This window comes from Streptomyces sp. NPDC126499, from assembly GCF_040302485.1.
GTDB lineage: Bacteria > Actinomycetota > Actinomycetes > Streptomycetales > Streptomycetaceae > Streptomyces.
Genome location: NZ_JBEOUO010000016.1, coordinates 127227 through 144582, shown reverse-complemented (window position 1 = coordinate 144582; position 17356 = coordinate 127227). Strand labels below are relative to the sequence as shown.

General features: G+C 71.1%; 16 protein-coding genes. 15 read left to right on the top strand and 1 reads right to left on the bottom strand.

Going from position 1 to position 17356, the window contains the following annotated elements; all coding sequences use genetic code 11:
- Positions 1 to 53: 53 nt before the first annotated feature.
- From ABTZ91_RS23905 to ABTZ91_RS23880, 6 genes are all read left to right on the top strand, one after another.
- Entirely contained in the window at positions 54 to 824 is a 771-nt protein-coding gene (locus ABTZ91_RS23905) for an SDR family oxidoreductase (RefSeq protein ID WP_352079251.1), read from the top strand.
- Positions 825 to 837: 13 nt separating this feature from the next.
- Positions 838 to 1560 carry an antibiotic biosynthesis monooxygenase gene (locus ABTZ91_RS23900; protein ID WP_352079250.1) on the top strand — a complete coding sequence of 241 codons (723 nt, stop codon included), beginning with the start codon at positions 838 to 840 and terminating at the stop codon, positions 1558 to 1560.
- A gap of 1 nt (position 1561) precedes the next feature.
- A complete protein-coding gene (locus ABTZ91_RS23895) occupies positions 1562 to 2353 on the top strand; it encodes an SDR family oxidoreductase (protein ID WP_352079249.1) in 792 nt (263 codons plus the stop codon).
- A 169-nt stretch (positions 2354 to 2522) separates the two neighbouring features.
- Entirely contained in the window at positions 2523 to 3107 is a 585-nt protein-coding gene (locus ABTZ91_RS23890) for an NAD(P)H-dependent oxidoreductase (RefSeq protein ID WP_352079248.1), read from the top strand.
- A gap of 47 nt (positions 3108 to 3154) precedes the next feature.
- Positions 3155 to 3787, top strand: coding sequence for an antibiotic biosynthesis monooxygenase family protein (locus ABTZ91_RS23885; RefSeq protein WP_352079247.1), 633 nt, complete (start codon positions 3155 to 3157; stop codon positions 3785 to 3787).
- Entirely contained in the window at positions 3784 to 4974 is a 1191-nt protein-coding gene (locus tag ABTZ91_RS23880; RefSeq protein WP_352079246.1) for an acyl-CoA dehydrogenase family protein, read from the top strand. The genes ABTZ91_RS23885 and ABTZ91_RS23880 overlap by 4 nt, the downstream gene beginning before the upstream one ends.
- 163 nt (positions 4975 to 5137) lie before the next feature.
- Here ABTZ91_RS23880 and ABTZ91_RS23875 read toward each other — a convergent pair whose 3' ends face one another.
- On the bottom strand, positions 5138 to 5593 hold the full coding sequence (locus ABTZ91_RS23875) for a MarR family transcriptional regulator (protein WP_352079275.1): 456 nt from the start codon (positions 5591 to 5593) through the stop codon (positions 5138 to 5140).
- A 193-nt stretch (positions 5594 to 5786) separates the two neighbouring features.
- Between ABTZ91_RS23875 and ABTZ91_RS23870 the strand changes: the two genes are divergently transcribed.
- The 9 genes from ABTZ91_RS23870 to ahcY all read left to right on the top strand — a co-directional run bounded on the left by ABTZ91_RS23870 (position 5787) and on the right by ahcY (position 17290).
- Positions 5787 to 6884: an FAD-dependent oxidoreductase gene (locus ABTZ91_RS23870; protein ID WP_352079245.1), complete on the top strand. Its 1098-nt coding sequence runs from the start codon at positions 5787 to 5789 to the stop codon at positions 6882 to 6884.
- A gap of 289 nt (positions 6885 to 7173) precedes the next feature.
- On the top strand, positions 7174 to 7455 hold the full coding sequence (locus ABTZ91_RS23865; protein WP_352079244.1) for an acyl-CoA carboxylase epsilon subunit: 282 nt from the start codon (positions 7174 to 7176) through the stop codon (positions 7453 to 7455).
- Between the two features lie 223 nt (positions 7456 to 7678).
- Positions 7679 to 8608, top strand: a complete 930-nt coding sequence (locus tag ABTZ91_RS23860; protein ID WP_352079243.1) for an alpha/beta fold hydrolase — start codon at positions 7679 to 7681, stop codon at positions 8606 to 8608.
- Positions 8609 to 8675: 67 nt separating this feature from the next.
- Complete coding sequence (locus ABTZ91_RS23855) at positions 8676 to 8978, top strand: hypothetical protein (RefSeq protein ID WP_352079242.1); 303 nt, start codon at positions 8676 to 8678, stop codon at positions 8976 to 8978.
- Between the two features lie 79 nt (positions 8979 to 9057).
- Positions 9058 to 10266, top strand: coding sequence for a methionine adenosyltransferase (gene metK, locus ABTZ91_RS23850; RefSeq protein WP_352079241.1), 1209 nt, complete (start codon positions 9058 to 9060; stop codon positions 10264 to 10266).
- Positions 10267 to 10409: 143 nt separating this feature from the next.
- Positions 10410 to 11489: a carbohydrate kinase family protein gene (locus tag ABTZ91_RS23845; protein WP_352079240.1), complete on the top strand. Its 1080-nt coding sequence runs from the start codon at positions 10410 to 10412 to the stop codon at positions 11487 to 11489.
- A complete protein-coding gene (gene metH / locus ABTZ91_RS23840) occupies positions 11489 to 14947 on the top strand; it encodes a methionine synthase (RefSeq protein WP_352079239.1) in 3459 nt (1152 codons plus the stop codon). Before ABTZ91_RS23845 ends, metH begins: the two co-directional genes overlap by 1 nt.
- Positions 14944 to 15894, top strand: a complete 951-nt coding sequence (gene metF, locus ABTZ91_RS23835; protein ID WP_352079238.1) for a methylenetetrahydrofolate reductase [NAD(P)H] — start codon at positions 14944 to 14946, stop codon at positions 15892 to 15894. Before metH ends, metF begins: the two co-directional genes overlap by 4 nt.
- Positions 15872 to 17290, top strand: a complete 1419-nt coding sequence (gene ahcY / locus ABTZ91_RS23830; protein WP_352079237.1) for an adenosylhomocysteinase — start codon at positions 15872 to 15874, stop codon at positions 17288 to 17290. Before metF ends, ahcY begins: the two co-directional genes overlap by 23 nt.
- The last annotated feature ends 66 nt before the right edge of the window (positions 17291 to 17356 follow it).

Below are 17356 nucleotides of genomic sequence, written 5' to 3'. Positions count from 1 at the left end.
CACCCCCCACCTCTTCATTCGACTTCTTCTCTCCTCATTCCGAAGGGTTTTCCATGAGCAGCAGGCTTGAGAACAAGACGGCGCTCGTCACCGGCGCCAGCCGGGGCATCGGCCGCGCCATCGCCCAGCGCCTCGCCAAGGACGGCGCCGTCGTCGCGGTCAACTACTCCGGCAACGAGACCGCCGCGAAGGAGACCGTGGCGCTCATCGAGGAGGCCGGTGGCCGCGCCTTCACCGTGCAGGCCAGCCTGGGTCAGCCGGGTGCGATCGAGCAGCTGCTCGACGGCACCAAGGCCGGTCTGGTCGAGCTGACCGGCTCGGACCGCCTCGACATCCTGGTGAACAACGCCGCCGCCACCGGCTTCGCGGGCGCCGGCCCGGCCTCGGTCACCGAGGAGATCCTGGACAACTGCTACAACATCAACGCCAAGGCGCCGTTCCTGCTCATCCAGAAGGCCCTGGAGCTGATCCCGGACGGCGGCCACATTGTCAACGTCTCCTCCGGCGTCACCCACTCCGCGTTCCCGATCCAGATCGCGTACGCGATGAGCAAGGGTGCCCTGGAGCAGATCACCCTGCACATGGCCCCGGTGCTCGCGCCCCGCAACATCACCATCAACACCGTCGCCCCGGGTGTCACCGACAACGGCGACCCGGTCTTCCAGGACCCCGAGGCCCTCAAGCAGATGTCCGCCCTCTCGACCTTCAACCGGGTCGGCACGGTGGACGAGGTCGCCGACATCGTCGCGTTCGTCGCCTCCGACGAGGCCCGCTGGATGACCGGTTCGTTCGTCGACGCCACCGGCGGCACCCTTCTCGGCTGAGGAGCCCGACATCATGCAGAACGAGATCCAGTCGGCGGTGGGCTTCGCCCACGCCAAGCCGGAGAAGGCGGAGGAACTGGGCGCCCTGCTCGTCTCCTTCGCCGAGCGCTCGCGCGCCGAGCGGGGCTGCCTGGGCAGTTGGATCAACCAGGACGCCGAGGACCCGAACCTGTTCGTGTTCTACGAGATCTGGGCGACCCGCGAGGACCTGGCGGCCCACCTCGCGCAGCCGTACATGGAGGAGTTCCTGGCCGGGCGTGACGCCTACCTGGCCAAGGAGCTGGAGGTGCGGCAGCTGCACCTCACCGGCACTCCCGGGCAGGCGGCCGAGCCCGCCGACGCCGCGGAGCCCACCGTGCCCGCCGATTCCGCCGATCTCGCCGATCCCGCCGAGATGAACCAGCGCTACCTGGACGCCTACGCCGCCCGCGACGTCGACGCCATCATGGCGGTGTACGCGCCGGGCGCCGCGGCCGTCTGGGAGCCGGGCAAGGCCGTCAGCGGCGCCGAACACCGCGCCGCCGTGGCCGAGTTCCTGAAGCTGGAACCGCAGCTGTCGGCGAAGGTCGCCGAGAGCTACATCGTGGGCGACACCGCCGCGCTCGTCGTCGACTGGAGCATCGAGGTGCCCTCGAAGCCCGAGATGACCGGCACCGGACGCGGCCTCGACGTCCTGAAGAAGAACGCCCGCGGCGAGTGGCGTTACGTGATCACCAACCCGTTCGGGAGCCTGTGACATGAAGGTCGAAGGCAGTGTCGCGGTCGTCACCGGAGCCGCCAGCGGCATCGGCAAGGCCATCGCGGAAGCCCTGGTCGCCGCCGGCGCCAAGGGAGTCGTGGTCTCCGACATCGACGCGGCGGGCGCCGAGCGGGTGGCCGCCGGCATCGGACCCAGGGCGCTCGCGGTGCAGGCGGACGTGGCCGAGGAGGCGTCGATCCGCGCGCTCGTCGACCGCAGCCGGGAGCACTTCGGCTCCGTCGACATCTTCGTGTCCAACGCGGGCCTGACCGTGACCGGCAGCTTCGACGCCTCCGACGAGGAGTGGAAGCGCGCCCTCGACGTCAACATGATGTCGCACGTGTGGGCGGCCCGGGCGGTGGTCCCGGCGATGCTGGAGGCCGGCCGCGGCCACCTGGTGCAGACGATCGCCGCCTGCGGAGTGCTCACCGCGTTCGGCGCCGCGCCGTACTCGGTCGCCAAGATGGGTGCCGTCGCGTTCGCGGAGTACCTCGCCGTCGAGTACGGACAGCGGGGTCTCGGCGTCTCGTGCCTGATGCCGCAGGCGGTCAACACCCCGATGCTGGAGGCGAGCGTCAGCAGCAACGAGCAGCTGGCGAAGCTGAAGGAGGTCTCCGAGGTCCTGGAGCCCGAGCAGGTGGCCAAGGCCGCCGTCGAGGCCATCGAGGAGAACCGGATCCACGTCTTCACGCACCAGGGCTCGGCCGAATCCTTCCGCCAGCGGGCCGACGACGCCGACGTGTGGGTGGCCCAGATGCAGGCGATCCGCCACGGCGGCGGCCGTCCCTGACGACGGGCCCGTACGACGGTCCCTGACGACGGACCACTGCCCTGGACCGCCCCCACGGTCCGACCGCACGGTCCGTCCGCACGGGTGCGGGGACGCGGCCCCTCGCGCCCCGCACCCGTGCTCCCGTACCCCTCGCCGTGTCTGGTTCCGGCTCACAGGAAGGAAAAACATGTCCGAGGAAACACTGCGCCTTGCCGTGATCATCGGTTCGTCCCGCGTGGGCCGCACCGGTCCGGCCGTCGCGCGCTGGTTCGTCGAGGAGGCCGAGTCCTGCGCGATGTACGACGTCGACGTCCTCGACCTGGCCGACGTGGAACTGCCGCTGTCGCTGACGCGGGAACCCGGTGACACCGCGTCCGCCGAGCTGCTCGCCTCCGTCGCCGAACGCCTGGGCTCGGCCGACGCGTTCGTCGTGATCACCCCCGAGTACAACCACAGCTTCACCGCCCCGATGAAGAACCTGATCGACTGGCACCGCGCCGAGTGGCAGGCCAAGCCGGTCGCGTTCGTCTCCTACGGCGGACTGTCCGGTGGGCTGCGGGCCGTCGAGCAGCTGCGCCTGGTCTTCGCGGAGCTGCACGCCGCCACGATCCGCGACACGGTCAGCTTCCACGGCGTGTGGCAGCACATCGGCGAGGACGGCGTGCTGCGCGCGCCCGACGCCGCCGTCCCCGCGAAGGTCATGCTCGAAAAGCTCCAGTGGTGGGCGTCCGCCCTCAAGGACGCCCGCACGACGCGCCCGTACGCCGCCTGAGACGGCGCGCCCGCACCGGCGCGCCGCCTGAAAACCAGGGAGATCCCATGAGTTCCATCAGGGTGGAGGACGGCTACTTCACGCTGTTCAACATCTTCCACACCGACGGCCCCGACGGGCAGAAGGTGCTGTTCGACCAGTGGCGGAGCCTGCCGCCGGCGAACGTCCAGCCGGGCCTGGTCTCCGGCAACTTCCACCGCGGCCTCGACGGCCGCTCGGTGATCAACTACGCGCAGTGGGAGAGCAAGGAGGCGTACGACGCCTTCATGAGCGAGCGCGCCACCCAGGGCCGGCTCGGCAGCGCCCTGAACGTCTCCCGCCTGGACAACATCCCGTGCGAGGTCGTCCACACCTGGCTGCCCGAGCCCCGGATCTCCCTCGACCGGCCCCTGTTCACCGTGGTGATCATGGTCAGGTCGGCGCCGGAGGACCAGGACGCGGTGCTCAAGGAGATGACGTACGACCCGCCGGAGCTTTCGACCACCGCCGGCTATGTGTCCCACGCCGTGCACCGCGGTCTGGACGGCGAGCACGTCGTCAAGCTCGCCCAGTGGGAGGACGAGGAGAGCTTCCGCGCCTTCCTCGGCCGGCCGAAGGAGCCGTCGGCGATCGACGGCCTCGACGGCGTCACCGTCGAGCTCTACTTCAGCGAGATCGAGTACATCAGGGAGCGCGCGTGAACGGCGACCAGGCTCAGGCGGCCCCGGCCGCCTGGCACGAGGCCGAGGCCCTTCAGGCGGCCCGGGACGCGTGGCACGAGGCCGAGGCGCTTCAGGCGGCGGCCGGCACGGCCGGCCGCGGGGCGGCGGAGGCGGACACCGCCGGGCGGCTCGCCGACGGCACGGTGGAGGCGCTGGGCGCGGCGGGCTTCGCCGCCGCCTTCGCGCCGGTCCGGCCGGACGGCTTCCCGGCGGCCACGGCGACCTTCGGGGCGGTGACGCGGGCCGTCGCCACGATCGGCGAGGGCTGCACGTCCGCCGCCTGGCTCGCCTCCCTGTGGGCGTACAACGGGCGGTTCAGCGCCTTCCTGCCGGACGAGGGACGGCAGGAGGTGTGGGCCAAGGGCCCCGACACGCGGCTGGTGAGCTCGATGGTCGCGGCCGGTGTCGAGGCGGAGCCGGTGGACGGCGGCTGGGAGCTGTCGGGCAAGTGGCTGTACGTCAGCGGTGTCGAGTTCGCCGACTGGGCGCTGCTCAGCTCGGCGCCGCCGCGCGAGGGCGACCGCTCGATCCGGGTGTTCGCGGTGCCGAAGGACTCGTTCACGCACGAGGTGTCCTGGTCGACGCTGGGCATGCGGGCCACCGGCAGCCACACCCTGCTGGTGGAGCGGGCGTTCGTGCCGGAGTACCGGTCGTTCGTCTGGGACGACATGCGGCAGGGCGTCCTGCCGTCGGAGACCGGGTCCGCCGTGCACGCGGCGTCGCTGTTCGCGGTGAACGGCCTCACCTTCGCGGCGCCGATCCTCGGCGCGGCCCGCGCCGCCCTGCGTCTGGTGGCGGAGCAGCTAGGCCGGCAGCCGAGCGGGGCGCGCGCGGCGGCCCAGAACTCGGCCCGGATCGCCTACACCCGCGCGGCGGGCGAGATCGACGCGGCGGCGCTGCTGCTCGCGCGGGTCGCCGAGACCGCCGACGGTGGCGGGCTCGCCGAGGACGGCGCGGCCTTCCGCAGCCACCGAGACGCCACGCTGGCGGTGGAGATCCTGGTGGGCGCGGTGGACCGGCTGTTCCGGGTGACCGGGACGCGCGGGCAGGCGGCGGCCCACCCGATGCAGCGGATCTGGCGTGACGTCCACGCGGCGGGCTCCCACGCGGCCCTGCAGTTCGAGCCGGCCGCGCTCGCGTACACGCAGGGCCTGCTCGCGGCCTGAGATGGTCCGCGGCATGCGTACGGCGTGAGGACGGCGTGCGCATGAGGACGGCGTTACGGCATGAGGACGGCGTACGGCGTGAGCGCGGGCGCCCCGGGGGCGTGCGGGCTCCCGGGCGCGTGCGGGCTCCCGGGCGCGGGCGGCGGGAGGGCGTGCGGGCCCTTCAGCCGCGGGCCGCGGCAGCCCCGTGGTCCGGTTCCACGAAGACCACGGGGCCGTCGTTGTCCAGGACGACCCGGGCGAGGAGGCCGGTGAGCGCGTCCCGTTCGCCCGGGTCGAGTCCCGCCGGCAGCTCCTCGATGCGCCGGCAGGCATCGGTGTAGAACCGGTCGGCGAGCCGGGCGCCCCGGGAGGTGAGCGCCACCCGTACCGCACGGCTGTCGCGCGGATCGGGCTCGCGCCGCACCAGGCCGTTGTTCTCGGTGCGGTCCACCAGTCCGGTCAGGCTGGATTTGGCGAGGCCGAGCATCGAGCAGAGTTCGCCCATGCCGTACGGCTGCGCCATCAATACGCACAGCAATTGGCCCTGTTGCGGCGTGAGGCCGTGCTCACGGCCCGCCTGGGCATACACGGCGTTCACCAGGAACGAGGACCGCACCAGTGCGGCCGCCAGCCCCATCCTGCCGTCGTCATCACGCTTGGCCACGGGAACACCGTAGCACGCGAATATCGAAAGTTCGTAGCAGGAACTTCTCTTTCTTAACAAAGATCTGTAGTTCTTGCACTTCTTATGTGTTGTGGTTCGTAGTGCGAACCACTAGCGTCATTCATCAGAACCCGTCGCAGTTTCATTGGTTTGTGGAGCGTGAATCATGAGTCGTAAGGTCGCCGTTGTCGGCGGAGGCTACGGGGGCGCCGCGGTTGCCAAGGCCCTGGAGAACGAGGCCGAGGTCGTCCTGATCGACCCGCGTGACGCCTTCGCCAACGTGGCCGGATCGCTGCGTGCCCTCGCCCAGCCCGAGTGGGCGCCCAACATGTTCTTCCCCTTCAAGACGCTGGTCACCCAGGGCAAGGTCATCCAGGACCGTGCCGTGTCGGTCGACCCCACCGGTGTCACCCTGGCCTCGGGCGAGCACGTCGCGGCGGACTACGTCGTCCTCGCCACCGGCTCCAGCTACCCCTACCCGGCCAACCCGGCGGCCCCCAACGTCTCCGAGGCGCTCGAGGACTTCCGCACCTCCCACAAGGAGCTGCTCCAGGCCGACCGCATCCTCATCCTCGGCGCCGGCCCCGTCGGCCTCGAGCTCGCCGGCGAGATCAAGGAGGTCTGGCCGGCCAAGCAGGTCACCATCGTCGACCCGGCCACCGAGCTGCTCCCCGGCTTCAAGCCCGAGGTGGTCGAGGACCTGCACAAGCAGCTCGCCGACCTGGGCATCGAGGTCCGCCTCGGTACGAGCCTGACGGCCGAGCCGGGCACCCAGTCCGGCCAGGCGGGTTCCTTCACGGTCACCACCACCGCCGGCGACGAGATCACCGCCGACGTCTGGTACCGCGCCTACGGCACCACGACCAACAACGACTACCTCGCCGACGGCAAGCTCACCGCCCTCAACGCGCAGGGCCAGGTCCCCGTCACCGAGAAGCTCAACGTCAAGGGCCACGACCACGTCTACGCGGTCGGCGACATCACCGACGTCGCCGAGGCCAAGATGGCCGGCTACGCGATGCAGCACGCCGAGGTCGTCGCCAAGAACATCATCGCCCAGATCAAGGGCGAGGAGCCGACGGAGACCTACCAGCCGCTGGGCTTCCCGATGATCCTGCTGCCGCTCGGCACCAAGGGCGGCGTCGGCCAGCTCCCCTCGCCCGAGGGCCCGTTCGTCGCCCCGGCCGAGATGGTCTCCCAGTACAAGGGCCAGGACCTGTTCACCGGCCGCTTCGTCGGCACGCTGGGCCCCACGGCCGGCTGACCGTACGACGCGACGGGACGTCACGGCACCTCTCGTCACCAGGTCGTGCCGTGACCGCATAACCGCACCACCGCACCACCGCACCACCCGAGCTCGCCGCGCGAGTTCGCCGGTCCTCCTGGATCCCCCGCCACGGACCGGCGAGCTCGCGCGGCGTTCGCGTTTTCCCGATCCGATCCCCGACCGGATCCCCGATCCGATCCGGTCCTCGATCCGATCCGATCCGATCTTTCATCCGATCCGATCCGATCCGATCCGTTCCGTTCCTACGACCTCGGAGACGACGCCCATGCCACCTTCCATGGAGCCGACCGACCCGGCGAACACGGTGAACCCGGCGAACCCGGCGAGCACCTTCCTGCGCATCGAGAAGGGCAGCCCCGACGCGGCCGAACTCGCCGCCCTCACCGCCGTGCTGCTCGCCCGCACCGCCGCCCTCGCGGAGACGCCACCGGCCGCGGACGAGACCGCCGAGCACGCCCCCGTCCGCCGCACGGCGCGCTGGCGCCGGCTCGAACGGCGCACCCGCACCGGCACGCCGCGCAGCTGGCGCGACGACGCCCGCCGCTGATGCGGTCGCCCGACGTGAGCGCGCCCCGGGCCGGTGCCCCGGTCACGTCCCCGGGCGGCCGGGCCCGCCCGGCGCCGCCGTACCCAGGTGAGCCCGGCGTTCCCGTCCACCGCCTGGTGCGCCGTCTGGTACGCCGCCGTCTCACCCGGTGCCTGGCCACGGTCAGGAAATGAGGGCGGTGACGGCATCCGGAGACCTCCTACCGCCCGGAGTTGTTGATCCCATGTCCCCACAACCGCTGAACGCCGATGCCTCCGGGACCCGCGAGATCACCCTCGACGCCGCCGGGATCCCCTTGTCGGGACTGATCGCCGAGCCGCGTTCCGGCCGGCCGAGGGCCGTCGTGGTCGCGGTGCACGGAGGCGGCATGCGGGCGGGCTACTTCGACAGCCGGGCCCGCCCCGGCCTCTCGCTGCTCGCCCTCGGCGCCGACCTCGGCTACACGGTCCTGGCCGTCGACCGCCCCGGCTACGGCAGTTCCGCCCCCTGGCTGCCGCGCGGCCAGTCCCTGGCGGAACAGGCGGCCACGCTGCACGACGCCCTGGCCGACTTCGCCGCCGGGCACGACACCGGCGCCGGCATCTTCGTGGTGGCCCATTCCAACGGCGGCAAGCTCGCCCTGGCCGCGGCCGCCGAGGAACGCGGCCGGTCGCTCCTCGGCCTGGACATCTCCGGCCTCGGCAGTCGCCTCGCCGTCCGCACGGACCAGCTCCCGGGGCAGAACGGCCACGGCGACTGGCGCCGCCACTGGGGCTCGCTGCGGCTCTACCCGCCGGACGCCTTCCGGCAGGGCCGCCACCTGGTCTCGCCCGTGCCCGAACTCGAGGCGCGGGAGGGGCCGCTGTGGCCCGCCATGTACCCGGGGATCGCGCGGCGGGTGCGGATCCCGGTCCGCTTCACCTTCGCCGAGCAGGAGCAGTGGTGGCTGTTCGACGAGGACGCCCTGGCCGAACTGCGCCGCCCGCTGGCCGCTCCGAAGACCGTGATCGACCACCAGCCGGACGCCGGGCACAACCTGAGCCTCGGCTGGGCGGCGCGCACCTACCACCTCAAGGCCCTCGGCTTCCTGGAGGACTGCCTGCTCGCCCGGGACGCGGCACCCGCCCAGCGGCCCGCCGCGCGGCCGGTGAGCCCGCCGGTCCCCGTGCCGTGACTCCCGACCGGAGCCGCGCCACACGGAAGCCGCCGAAGCCACCGAAGCCACCGAGAGACGGGCAGAGATGAGCATCGACACGCTTGAGACGCCAGACACCCGCGAGACAGCGGAGCACGAGCACGTCCGGACAGGCGGCCCCGTCGTCGCGCGGACCGGCGAGCACCAGGTCGTACCGCCGTGCGCCCAGCACGTGTCCCCGGCTCGCGGGCACGATGCCCCGGCGGAGGACACCTCCGCCCTCGGGGCAGGGACCGACACCGGTCCGGGTCCCGGTCACGGTCCCGGCCGCGCCCTCGTACGGCCGGCGCTGCTCGCCGGGGAGGAACACGAGGCCCCGGACCCGTGCGTCTTCCGCGGCACCGACTGAGCCGGCCGCACGGCCGACTGGTCCCACCCGCTCCGCCGCCCCACCCACCCACCTTCCGCACCCACCTTCCTGGAGAGACATGTCCCGCCGCCTGTTCACCTCGGAGTCCGTGACCGAGGGCCACCCCGACAAGATCGCCGACCAGATCAGCGACACCATCCTGGACGCCCTGCTCGCCCAGGACCCGGCCTCGCGCGTCGCCGTGGAGACCCTGATCACCACTGGCCAGGTCCACATCGCGGGCGAGGTCACCACGGCCGCGTACGCGGACATCGCCACGCTCGTCCGCGAGAAGATCCTCGAGATCGGCTACGACTCCTCCGCGAAGGGCTTCGACGGCGCCTCCTGCGGCGTCTCGGTGTCGATCGGCGCCCAGTCGCCCGACATCGCCCAGGGCGTCGACACCGCCTACGAGTCCCGCGTCGAGGGCGCCGGCGACGAGCTGGCCGCGCAGGGCGCCGGTGACCAGGGCATCATGTTCGGCTACGCCACCGACGAGACGCCCACCCTGATGCCGCTGCCGATCGAGCTCGCGCACCGGCTCTCCCGCCGCCTCACCGAGGTCCGCAAGAACGGCACCGTCCCGTACCTGCGCCCCGACGGCAAGACGCAGGTCACCATCGAGTACCTGGGCAGCCACCCGGTCCGCCTGGACACCGTGGTCGTCTCCTCCCAGCACGCCTCGGGCATCGACCTCGACGGTCTGCTCGTCCCGGACGTGCGCGAGCACGTCGTCGAGCACGTCCTCGCCCAGCTCGCCGAGGACGGCATCAAGCTGGAGACCGAGGGCTACCGCCTGCTCGTGAACCCCACCGGCCGCTTCGAGATCGGCGGCCCCATGGGCGACGCCGGCCTCACCGGCCGGAAGATCATCATCGACACGTACGGCGGCTACGCCCGCCACGGCGGCGGTGCCTTCTCCGGCAAGGACCCCTCCAAGGTCGACCGCTCCGCCGCCTACGCCATGCGCTGGGTCGCCAAGAACGTCGTCGCCGCCGGGCTCGCCCGGCGCTGTGAGGTCCAGGTCGCGTACGCCATCGGCAAGGCCGAGCCGGTCGGCCTCTTCGTCGAGACCTTCGGCACCGGAACCGTCTCCCAGGAGCGGATCGAGCAGGCCATCACCCAGGTCTTCGACCTCCGTCCGGCCGCAATCATCCGCGACCTCGACCTGAAGCGCCCCATCTACGCGGCCACCGCCGCCTACGGGCACTTCGGCCGCGAACTCCCCGACTTCACCTGGGAGCGCACCGACCGGGCCGAGGCCCTCAAGGCCGCCGCCGGCGTCTGACACCTCCGGCGACCCTCAAGGCCGCCGGGGGCGTCCGACGCCTCCGGCATCCCCGACCCCCGGGGTGGCCGGCACCGCCGGCCGACGGCGTCCGACCGGTGACGGCCACCCCTTCCCAGGAGCACAGGAGTTCAGGAGTTCATGTGCGTATCGCGGTGACAGGATCCATTGCCACGGACCATCTGATGGTCTTCCCCGGGCGGTTCGCGGACCAGCTCATCCCCGACCAACTCGCCCATGTGTCCCTGTCCTTCCTGGTCGACGCGCTGGAGGTGCGCCGGGGCGGGGTCGCGGCCAACATCTCCTTCGGCCTCGGCCGCCTCGGCCTCGACCCGCTCCTCGTCGGGGCGGTGGGGGCCGACTTCGCCGAGTACGAGGTGTGGCTCAAGGAGCACGGCGTCGACACCGGCGCCGTCCACGTCTCGGCCGAGCACGGCACCGCCCGGTTCATGTGCATCACCGACGAGGACGCCAACCAGATCGCCGCGTTCTACGCCGGTGCCATGCAGGAGGCCCGCGACATCGACCTGGCGGGCGTCCTTCACGGGCGCCCGCGCCCCGACCTGGTCCTGGTCGGCCCGAACGACCCCGAGGCGATGCTCCGCCACACGCGCGAGTGCCGGGACCTCGGCCTGCCCTTCGCCGCCGACCCCTCCCAGCAGCTCGCCCGCCTCGACGGCCCCCAGGTGCGCGACCTGGTGGACGGCGCCCGCTGGCTGTTCACCAACGAGTACGAGGCCGCCCTCCTCCTCGAACGCACCGGCTGGGCCCGCGACGACGTCCTCGCCCGCGTCGGCGCCTGGGTCACCACCCTGGGCGGCGACGGCGTACGGGTCGAACGCGCCGGCCACGACCCGCTCCTCGTCGCCGCCGTCCCCGACGCCACGATCACCGACCCCACCGGGGTGGGCGACGCCTTCCGGGCCGGCTTCCTCGCCGCCCTCAGCCACGGGCTGCCGCTGCCCGCCGCCGCCCGGCTGGGCTGCGTGGTGGCGTCGTCGGCCCTGTCGGCGGTCGGCTCGCAGGCGTACCCGCTCGACCCGCGCGACCTCCTGAAGACCGCCGAGCGCGCGTACGGCGCGGCCGCGGCCGCCGACCTCGCCCCGGCACTGGACGCCCTGACGGCCTCGGAGCCGCCGGAATCCCGGACCCCCCTCACCCCCCTCACCCCCCTGACCTCCTCGACTTCCCCGACCTCCCCGACTTCCCTGGACGGCACGTGATGACCGACCTCCGCGAGGCACTCGCCACCCGCGTCGTGGTGGCCGACGGCGCCATGGGCACCATGCTCCAGGCGCAGGACCCCTCCCTGGACGACTTCCAGCAGCTGGAGGGCTGCAACGAGATCCTGAACATCACCCGGCCGGACATCGTCCGCTCCGTGCACGAGGAGTACTTCTCCGTCGGCGTGGACTGCGTGGAGACCAACACCTTCGGCGCCAACCTCGCCGCGCTCGGCGAGTACGACATCCCGGAGCGGGTCTTCGAACTGTCGGAGGCGGGCGCGCGGATCGCCCGCGAGGTCGCCGACGAGTTCACGCGGACGACCGGGCAGCAGCGCTGGGTGCTGGGCTCCATGGGCCCCGGCACCAAGCTGCCCACCCTCGGGCACGCCCCGTACACCGCCCTGCGCGACGCCTACCAGCAGAACGCCGAGGGCCTCCTGGCCGGCGGCGCCGACGCCCTGCTCGTGGAGACCACCCAGGACCTCCTCCAGACGAAGGCGTCGATCATCGGCGCCCGCCGTGCCATGGCCACCCTGGGCGCCGACGTCCCGCTCATCTGCTCGGTGACGGTGGAGACGACGGGGACGATGCTGCTCGGTTCGGAGATCGGTGCGGCGCTGACGGCGCTTGAGCCGCTGGGCATCGACATGATCGGCCTCAACTGCGCGACCGGGCCGGCGGAGATGGCCGAGCACCTGCGCTATCTGTCGAAGCACGCCCGCATCCCGCTGTCGGTGATGCCGAACGCGGGCCTGCCGGTGCTCACCTCCGACGGCGCGCACTACCCGCTGTCGCCGGCCGAACTCGCCGACGCCCAAGAGGCGTTCGTACGGGACTACGGCCTTTCGCTGGTGGGCGGTTGCTGTGGTACGACGCCGGAGCATCTGCGGCAGGTGGTGGAGCGGGTGCGGGGTCTGGTGCCGCCGGTGCGGGATCCGCGTCCGGAGCCGGGTGCGGCGTCGCTGTACCAGACGGTCCCGTTCCGGCAGGACACCTCCTACCTGGCGATCGGTGAGCGGACGAACGCGAACGGGTCGAAGAAGTTCCGTGAGGCGATGCTGGAGGGCCGCTGGGACGACTGCGTGGAGATGGCCCGCGACCAGATCCGCGAGGGCGCGCACATGCTGGACCTGTGCGTCGACTACGTCGGCCGTGACGGTGTCGCGGACATGGCGGAGCTCGCCGGCCGGTTCGCCACCGCCTCCACGCTGCCGATCGTGCTGGACTCCACCGAGGTCGAGGTCATCCGGGCCGGTCTGGAGAAGCTGGGGGGCCGGGCGGTCATCAACTCGGTCAACTACGAGGACGGTGACGGGCCGGAGTCGCGGTTCGCGAAGGTCACGGCCCTGGCCAAGGAGCACGGGGCCGCGCTGATCGCCCTGACGATCGACGAGGAGGGCCAGGCGCGGACGGTCGAGGCGAAGGTCGCGATCGCGGAGCGGCTGATCGCCGATCTGACGGGGAACTGGGGCATCCGCGAGTCCGACATCCTCATCGACACCCTCACGTTCACGATCTGTACGGGTCAGGAGGAGTCGCGGAAGGACGGCATCGCGACGATCGAGGCGATCCGTGAGCTGAAGCGCCGCCACCCCGACGTGCAGACCACGCTCGGTCTGTCGAACATCTCCTTCGGCCTGAACCCGGCCGCCCGCATCCTGCTGAACTCGGTCTTCCTCGACGAGTGTGTGAAGGCCGGTCTGGACTCGGCGATCGTGCACGCGTCGAAGATCCTGCCGATCGCGCGGTTCGACGAGGAGCAGGTCCAGACGGCGCTGGACCTGATCTACGACCGGCGGCGGGAGGGGTACGACCCGCTGCAGAAGCTGATGGCCCTGTTCGAGGGCGCGACGACGAAGTCGCTGAAGGCGGGCAAGGCCGAGGAGCTGGCCGCGCTGCCGCTGGAGGAGCGCCTCAAGCGGCGGATCATCGACGGCGAGAAGAACGGCCTGGAGGCCGATCTCGACGAGGCCCTGACGACCACGCCGGCCCTCGACATCGTCAACAACACGCTCCTCGACGGCATGAAGGTCGTCGGTGAGCTGTTCGGCTCGGGCCAGATGCAGCTGCCCTTCGTCCTCCAGTCCGCGGAGGTCATGAAGACGGCGGTGGCCTACCTCGAACCCCACATGGAGAAGACCGACGACGAGGGCAAGGGCACCATCGTCCTCGCGACCGTCCGGGGCGACGTCCACGACATCGGCAAGAACCTCGTCGACATCATCCTCTCCAACAACGGCTACAACGTGGTCAACATCGGGATCAAGCAGCCCGTCTCCGCGATCCTGGAAGCAGCCGAGGAGCACCAGGCCGATGTGATCGGCATGTCCGGGCTCCTCGTGAAATCCACCGTGATCATGAAGGAGAACCTGGAGGAGCTCAACGGCCGGGGGCTTGCGGAGAAGTATCCGGTGATTCTCGGCGGCGCTGCTCTGACCAGGGCGTATGTGGAGCAGGATCTCCACGAGATCTACCAGGGCGAGGTGCGGTACGCCCGCGACGCGTTCGAGGGCCTGCGGCTGATGGACGCGTTGATGGCGGTGAAGCGGGGGGTTCCGGGGGCGAGTCTGCCGGAGCTGAAGCAGCGCCGGGTGCCCAAGCGGGAGACGCCGTTGTTGGACGAGGTGCGCGAGCCGGAGCCGGCAGGCCGTAGCGACGTGGCGGTGGACAACCCCGTACCGGAACCGCCGTTCCTCGGGACAAGGGTCGTCAAGGGGATCCAGCTGGCGGAGTACGCGTCCTGGCTGGACGAAGGGGCGCTGTTCAAGGGCCAGTGGGGCCTGAAGGACAAGGAGACCATCGAGTCGGAGGGCCGGCCGCGTCTGCGCATGTGGCTGGACCGGTTGCAGACGGACCACCTCCTGGAAGCGGCCGTGGTGTACGGCTACTTCCCTTGCGTGTCCAAGGGCGACGACCTGATCGTCCTGGACGAGGACGGAGGCGAGCGGACCCGCTTCACCTTCCCCCGCCAGCAGCGGGGCCGCCGCCTCTGCCTCGCCGACTTCTTCCGCCCCGAGGAGTCGGGAGAGACCGACGTCCTGGCCCTCCAGATGGTCACCGTCGGATCCAGGATCGGCGAAGCCACCGCCCAGCTCTTCGAGTCCGACTCCTACCGCGACTACCTGGAGCTCCACGGCCTGTCCGTGCAGCTCGCCGAGGCCCTCGCCGAGTACTGGCACGGTCGGGTCCGCGCCGAGTGGGGCATCGCGGGCACCTCGGAGCCGGCGGATCTCGCGGGCATGCTCCGCACCGAGTACCAGGGCTGCCGCTACTCCCTCGGCTATCCCGCCTGCCCCGACCTGGAGGACCGCGCCAAGATCGCCGCACTCCTCAAGCCCGAGCGGATCGGAGTCGTCCTCTCGGAGGAGTACCAGCTGCACCCCGAGCAGTCCACGGACGCCTTCGTCGTCCACCACCCCGAGGCCAGCTACTTCAACGCGGGAGGCCGCCGATGACCACCGTGCGCGACGTCCTCGCGAGCGGGACCCGTTCCTTCTCGTTCGAGTTCTTCCCGCCGAAGACCGACAAGGGCGAGCAGACCCTGTGGGACGCGATCCGGCGGATCGAGGCGCTGTCGCCGACCTTCGTCTCGGTGACGTACGGCGCGGGCGGCTCGTCCCGGGACCGTACGGTCGAGGTGACCAAGCGCATCGCGTCCGAGACGACCCTCCGGCCCGTCGCCCATCTGACGGCGGTCGGCCACTCGGTCGCCGAACTGCGCCACATCATCGGCCAGTACGCGGACGCGGGCGTGCGGGACGTCCTCGCTCTGCGCGGCGACCCGCCGGGCGACCCGAACGCCCCCTGGATCCCGCACCCGGAGGGCTTCACCCACGCCCACGAACTGGTCTCCCTGGTCCGCGGACTGGGCGACTTCGGCATCGGCGTGGCGGCCTTCCCGGAGCGCCATCCGCGCTCACCCGACTGGGAGAGCGACATCCGGCACTTCATCGCGAAGTGCCGGGCGGGCGCGGACTACGCGATCACGCAGATGTTCTTCGACCCGGAGGATTATCTGCGCCTTCGCGACCGCGTGGACGTGGCGGGCTGCGACACCCCGATCATCCCCGAGATCATGCCCGCCACCGACGTACGGCAGATCAGCCGGTTCGCCGAGCTCAGCGGCGCCAGTTTCCCCGAGGATCTGGCCCACCGCCTGGAGGCGGCCCGCGACAACCCGCGCGACGGACACCGCATCGGCGTGGAGCACGCCACCCTCATGGCCGAGCGCCTCCTCGCCGAGGGCGCGCCGGGGCTGCACTACATCACGCTCAACAAGTCCCTCGCGACCCTCGAGATCCACCAGAACATCCAGAACACCCACAGCACCCTCAGCACCCACAACCCCCTGAGCACCCACAGCATTAGGAGCGCCGAGCATGTCCTCTCAGCCGAACGCTGACTTCACCGACTTCAAGGTCGCCGACATCGGTCTGGCGGAGTTCGGCCGCAAGGAGATCACGCTGGCCGAGCACGAGATGCCGGGCCTGATGGCGATCCGCCGCGAATACGCCGCCACCCAGCCGCTCGCCGGCGCCCGCATCACCGGCTCCCTCCACATGACCGTGCAGACCGCCGTCCTCATCGAGACCCTCGTCGCGCTCGGCGCGCAGGTCCGCTGGGTGTCCTGCAACATCTACTCCACCCAGGACCACGCCGCCGCCGCCATCGCCGCCGCCGGCATCCCCGTCTTCGCCTGGAAGGGCGAGACGCTGGAGGAGTACTGGTGGTGCACCGAGCAGGCCCTGACCTGGCCCGACGCCGACGGACCCAACATGATCCTCGACGACGGCGGTGACGCCACCCTCCTCGTCCACAAGGGCGTCGAATACCAGAAGGCGGGGGCCGTGCCCGACCCGTCGACGGCCGACAACGAGGAGTTCCGGGTCATCCTGGAACTCCTGCGGAACACCTCCCTCGACTGGACGGCGATCGCCGCCGGCATCCGCGGTGTGACGGAGGAGACCACGACCGGTGTCCACCGTCTCTACGAGATGATGCAGGCCGGCACGCTGCTGTTCCCGGCGATCAATGTGAACGACGCCGTGACGAAGTCGAAGTTCGACAACAAGTACGGCTGCCGTCACTCGCTGATCGACGGCATCAACCGTGCCACCGACGTTCTCATCGGCGGCAAGACGGCCGTCGTCTGTGGCTACGGCGACGTCGGCAAGGGTTCCGCCGAATCGCTGCGCGGCCAGGGCGCCCGCGTCATCGTCACCGAGATCGACCCCATCTGCGCCCTCCAGGCGGCCATGGACGGCTACCAGGTCACCACCCTCGACGAGGTGATCGAGACCGCCGACATCTTCATCACCACCACCGGCAACAAGGACATCATCATGGCCTCGGACATGGCCAGGATGAAGCACCAGGCCATCGTCGGGAACATCGGCCACTTCGACAACGAGATCGACATGGCCGGCCTCGCCGCCATCCCCGGCATCGTCAAGGACGAGGTCAAGCCGCAGGTCCACACCTGGACGTTCCCGGACGGCAAGGTCCTGATCGTGCTGTCCGAGGGCCGTCTGCTCAACCTGGGCAACGCGACCGGTCACCCGTCCTTCGTCATGTCGAACTCGTTCGCCGACCAGACCCTGGCCCAGATCGAGCTCTTCACCAAGCCGGAGGAGTACCCGACCGACGTCTACGTGCTGCCCAAGCACCTCGACGAGAAGGTCGCCCGCCTCCACCTCGACGCCCTCGGCGTCAAGCTCACCACCCTCCGCCCCGACCAGGCCGCCTACCTCGGCGTCCCCGTCGAAGGCCCCTACAAGCCGGACCACTACCGCTACTGATCCCCCACGCTCCCCAGGCCCAGCGCCCCACCTCCGGGTGGGGCGCTTTCGCCGTTTCCCCCACCC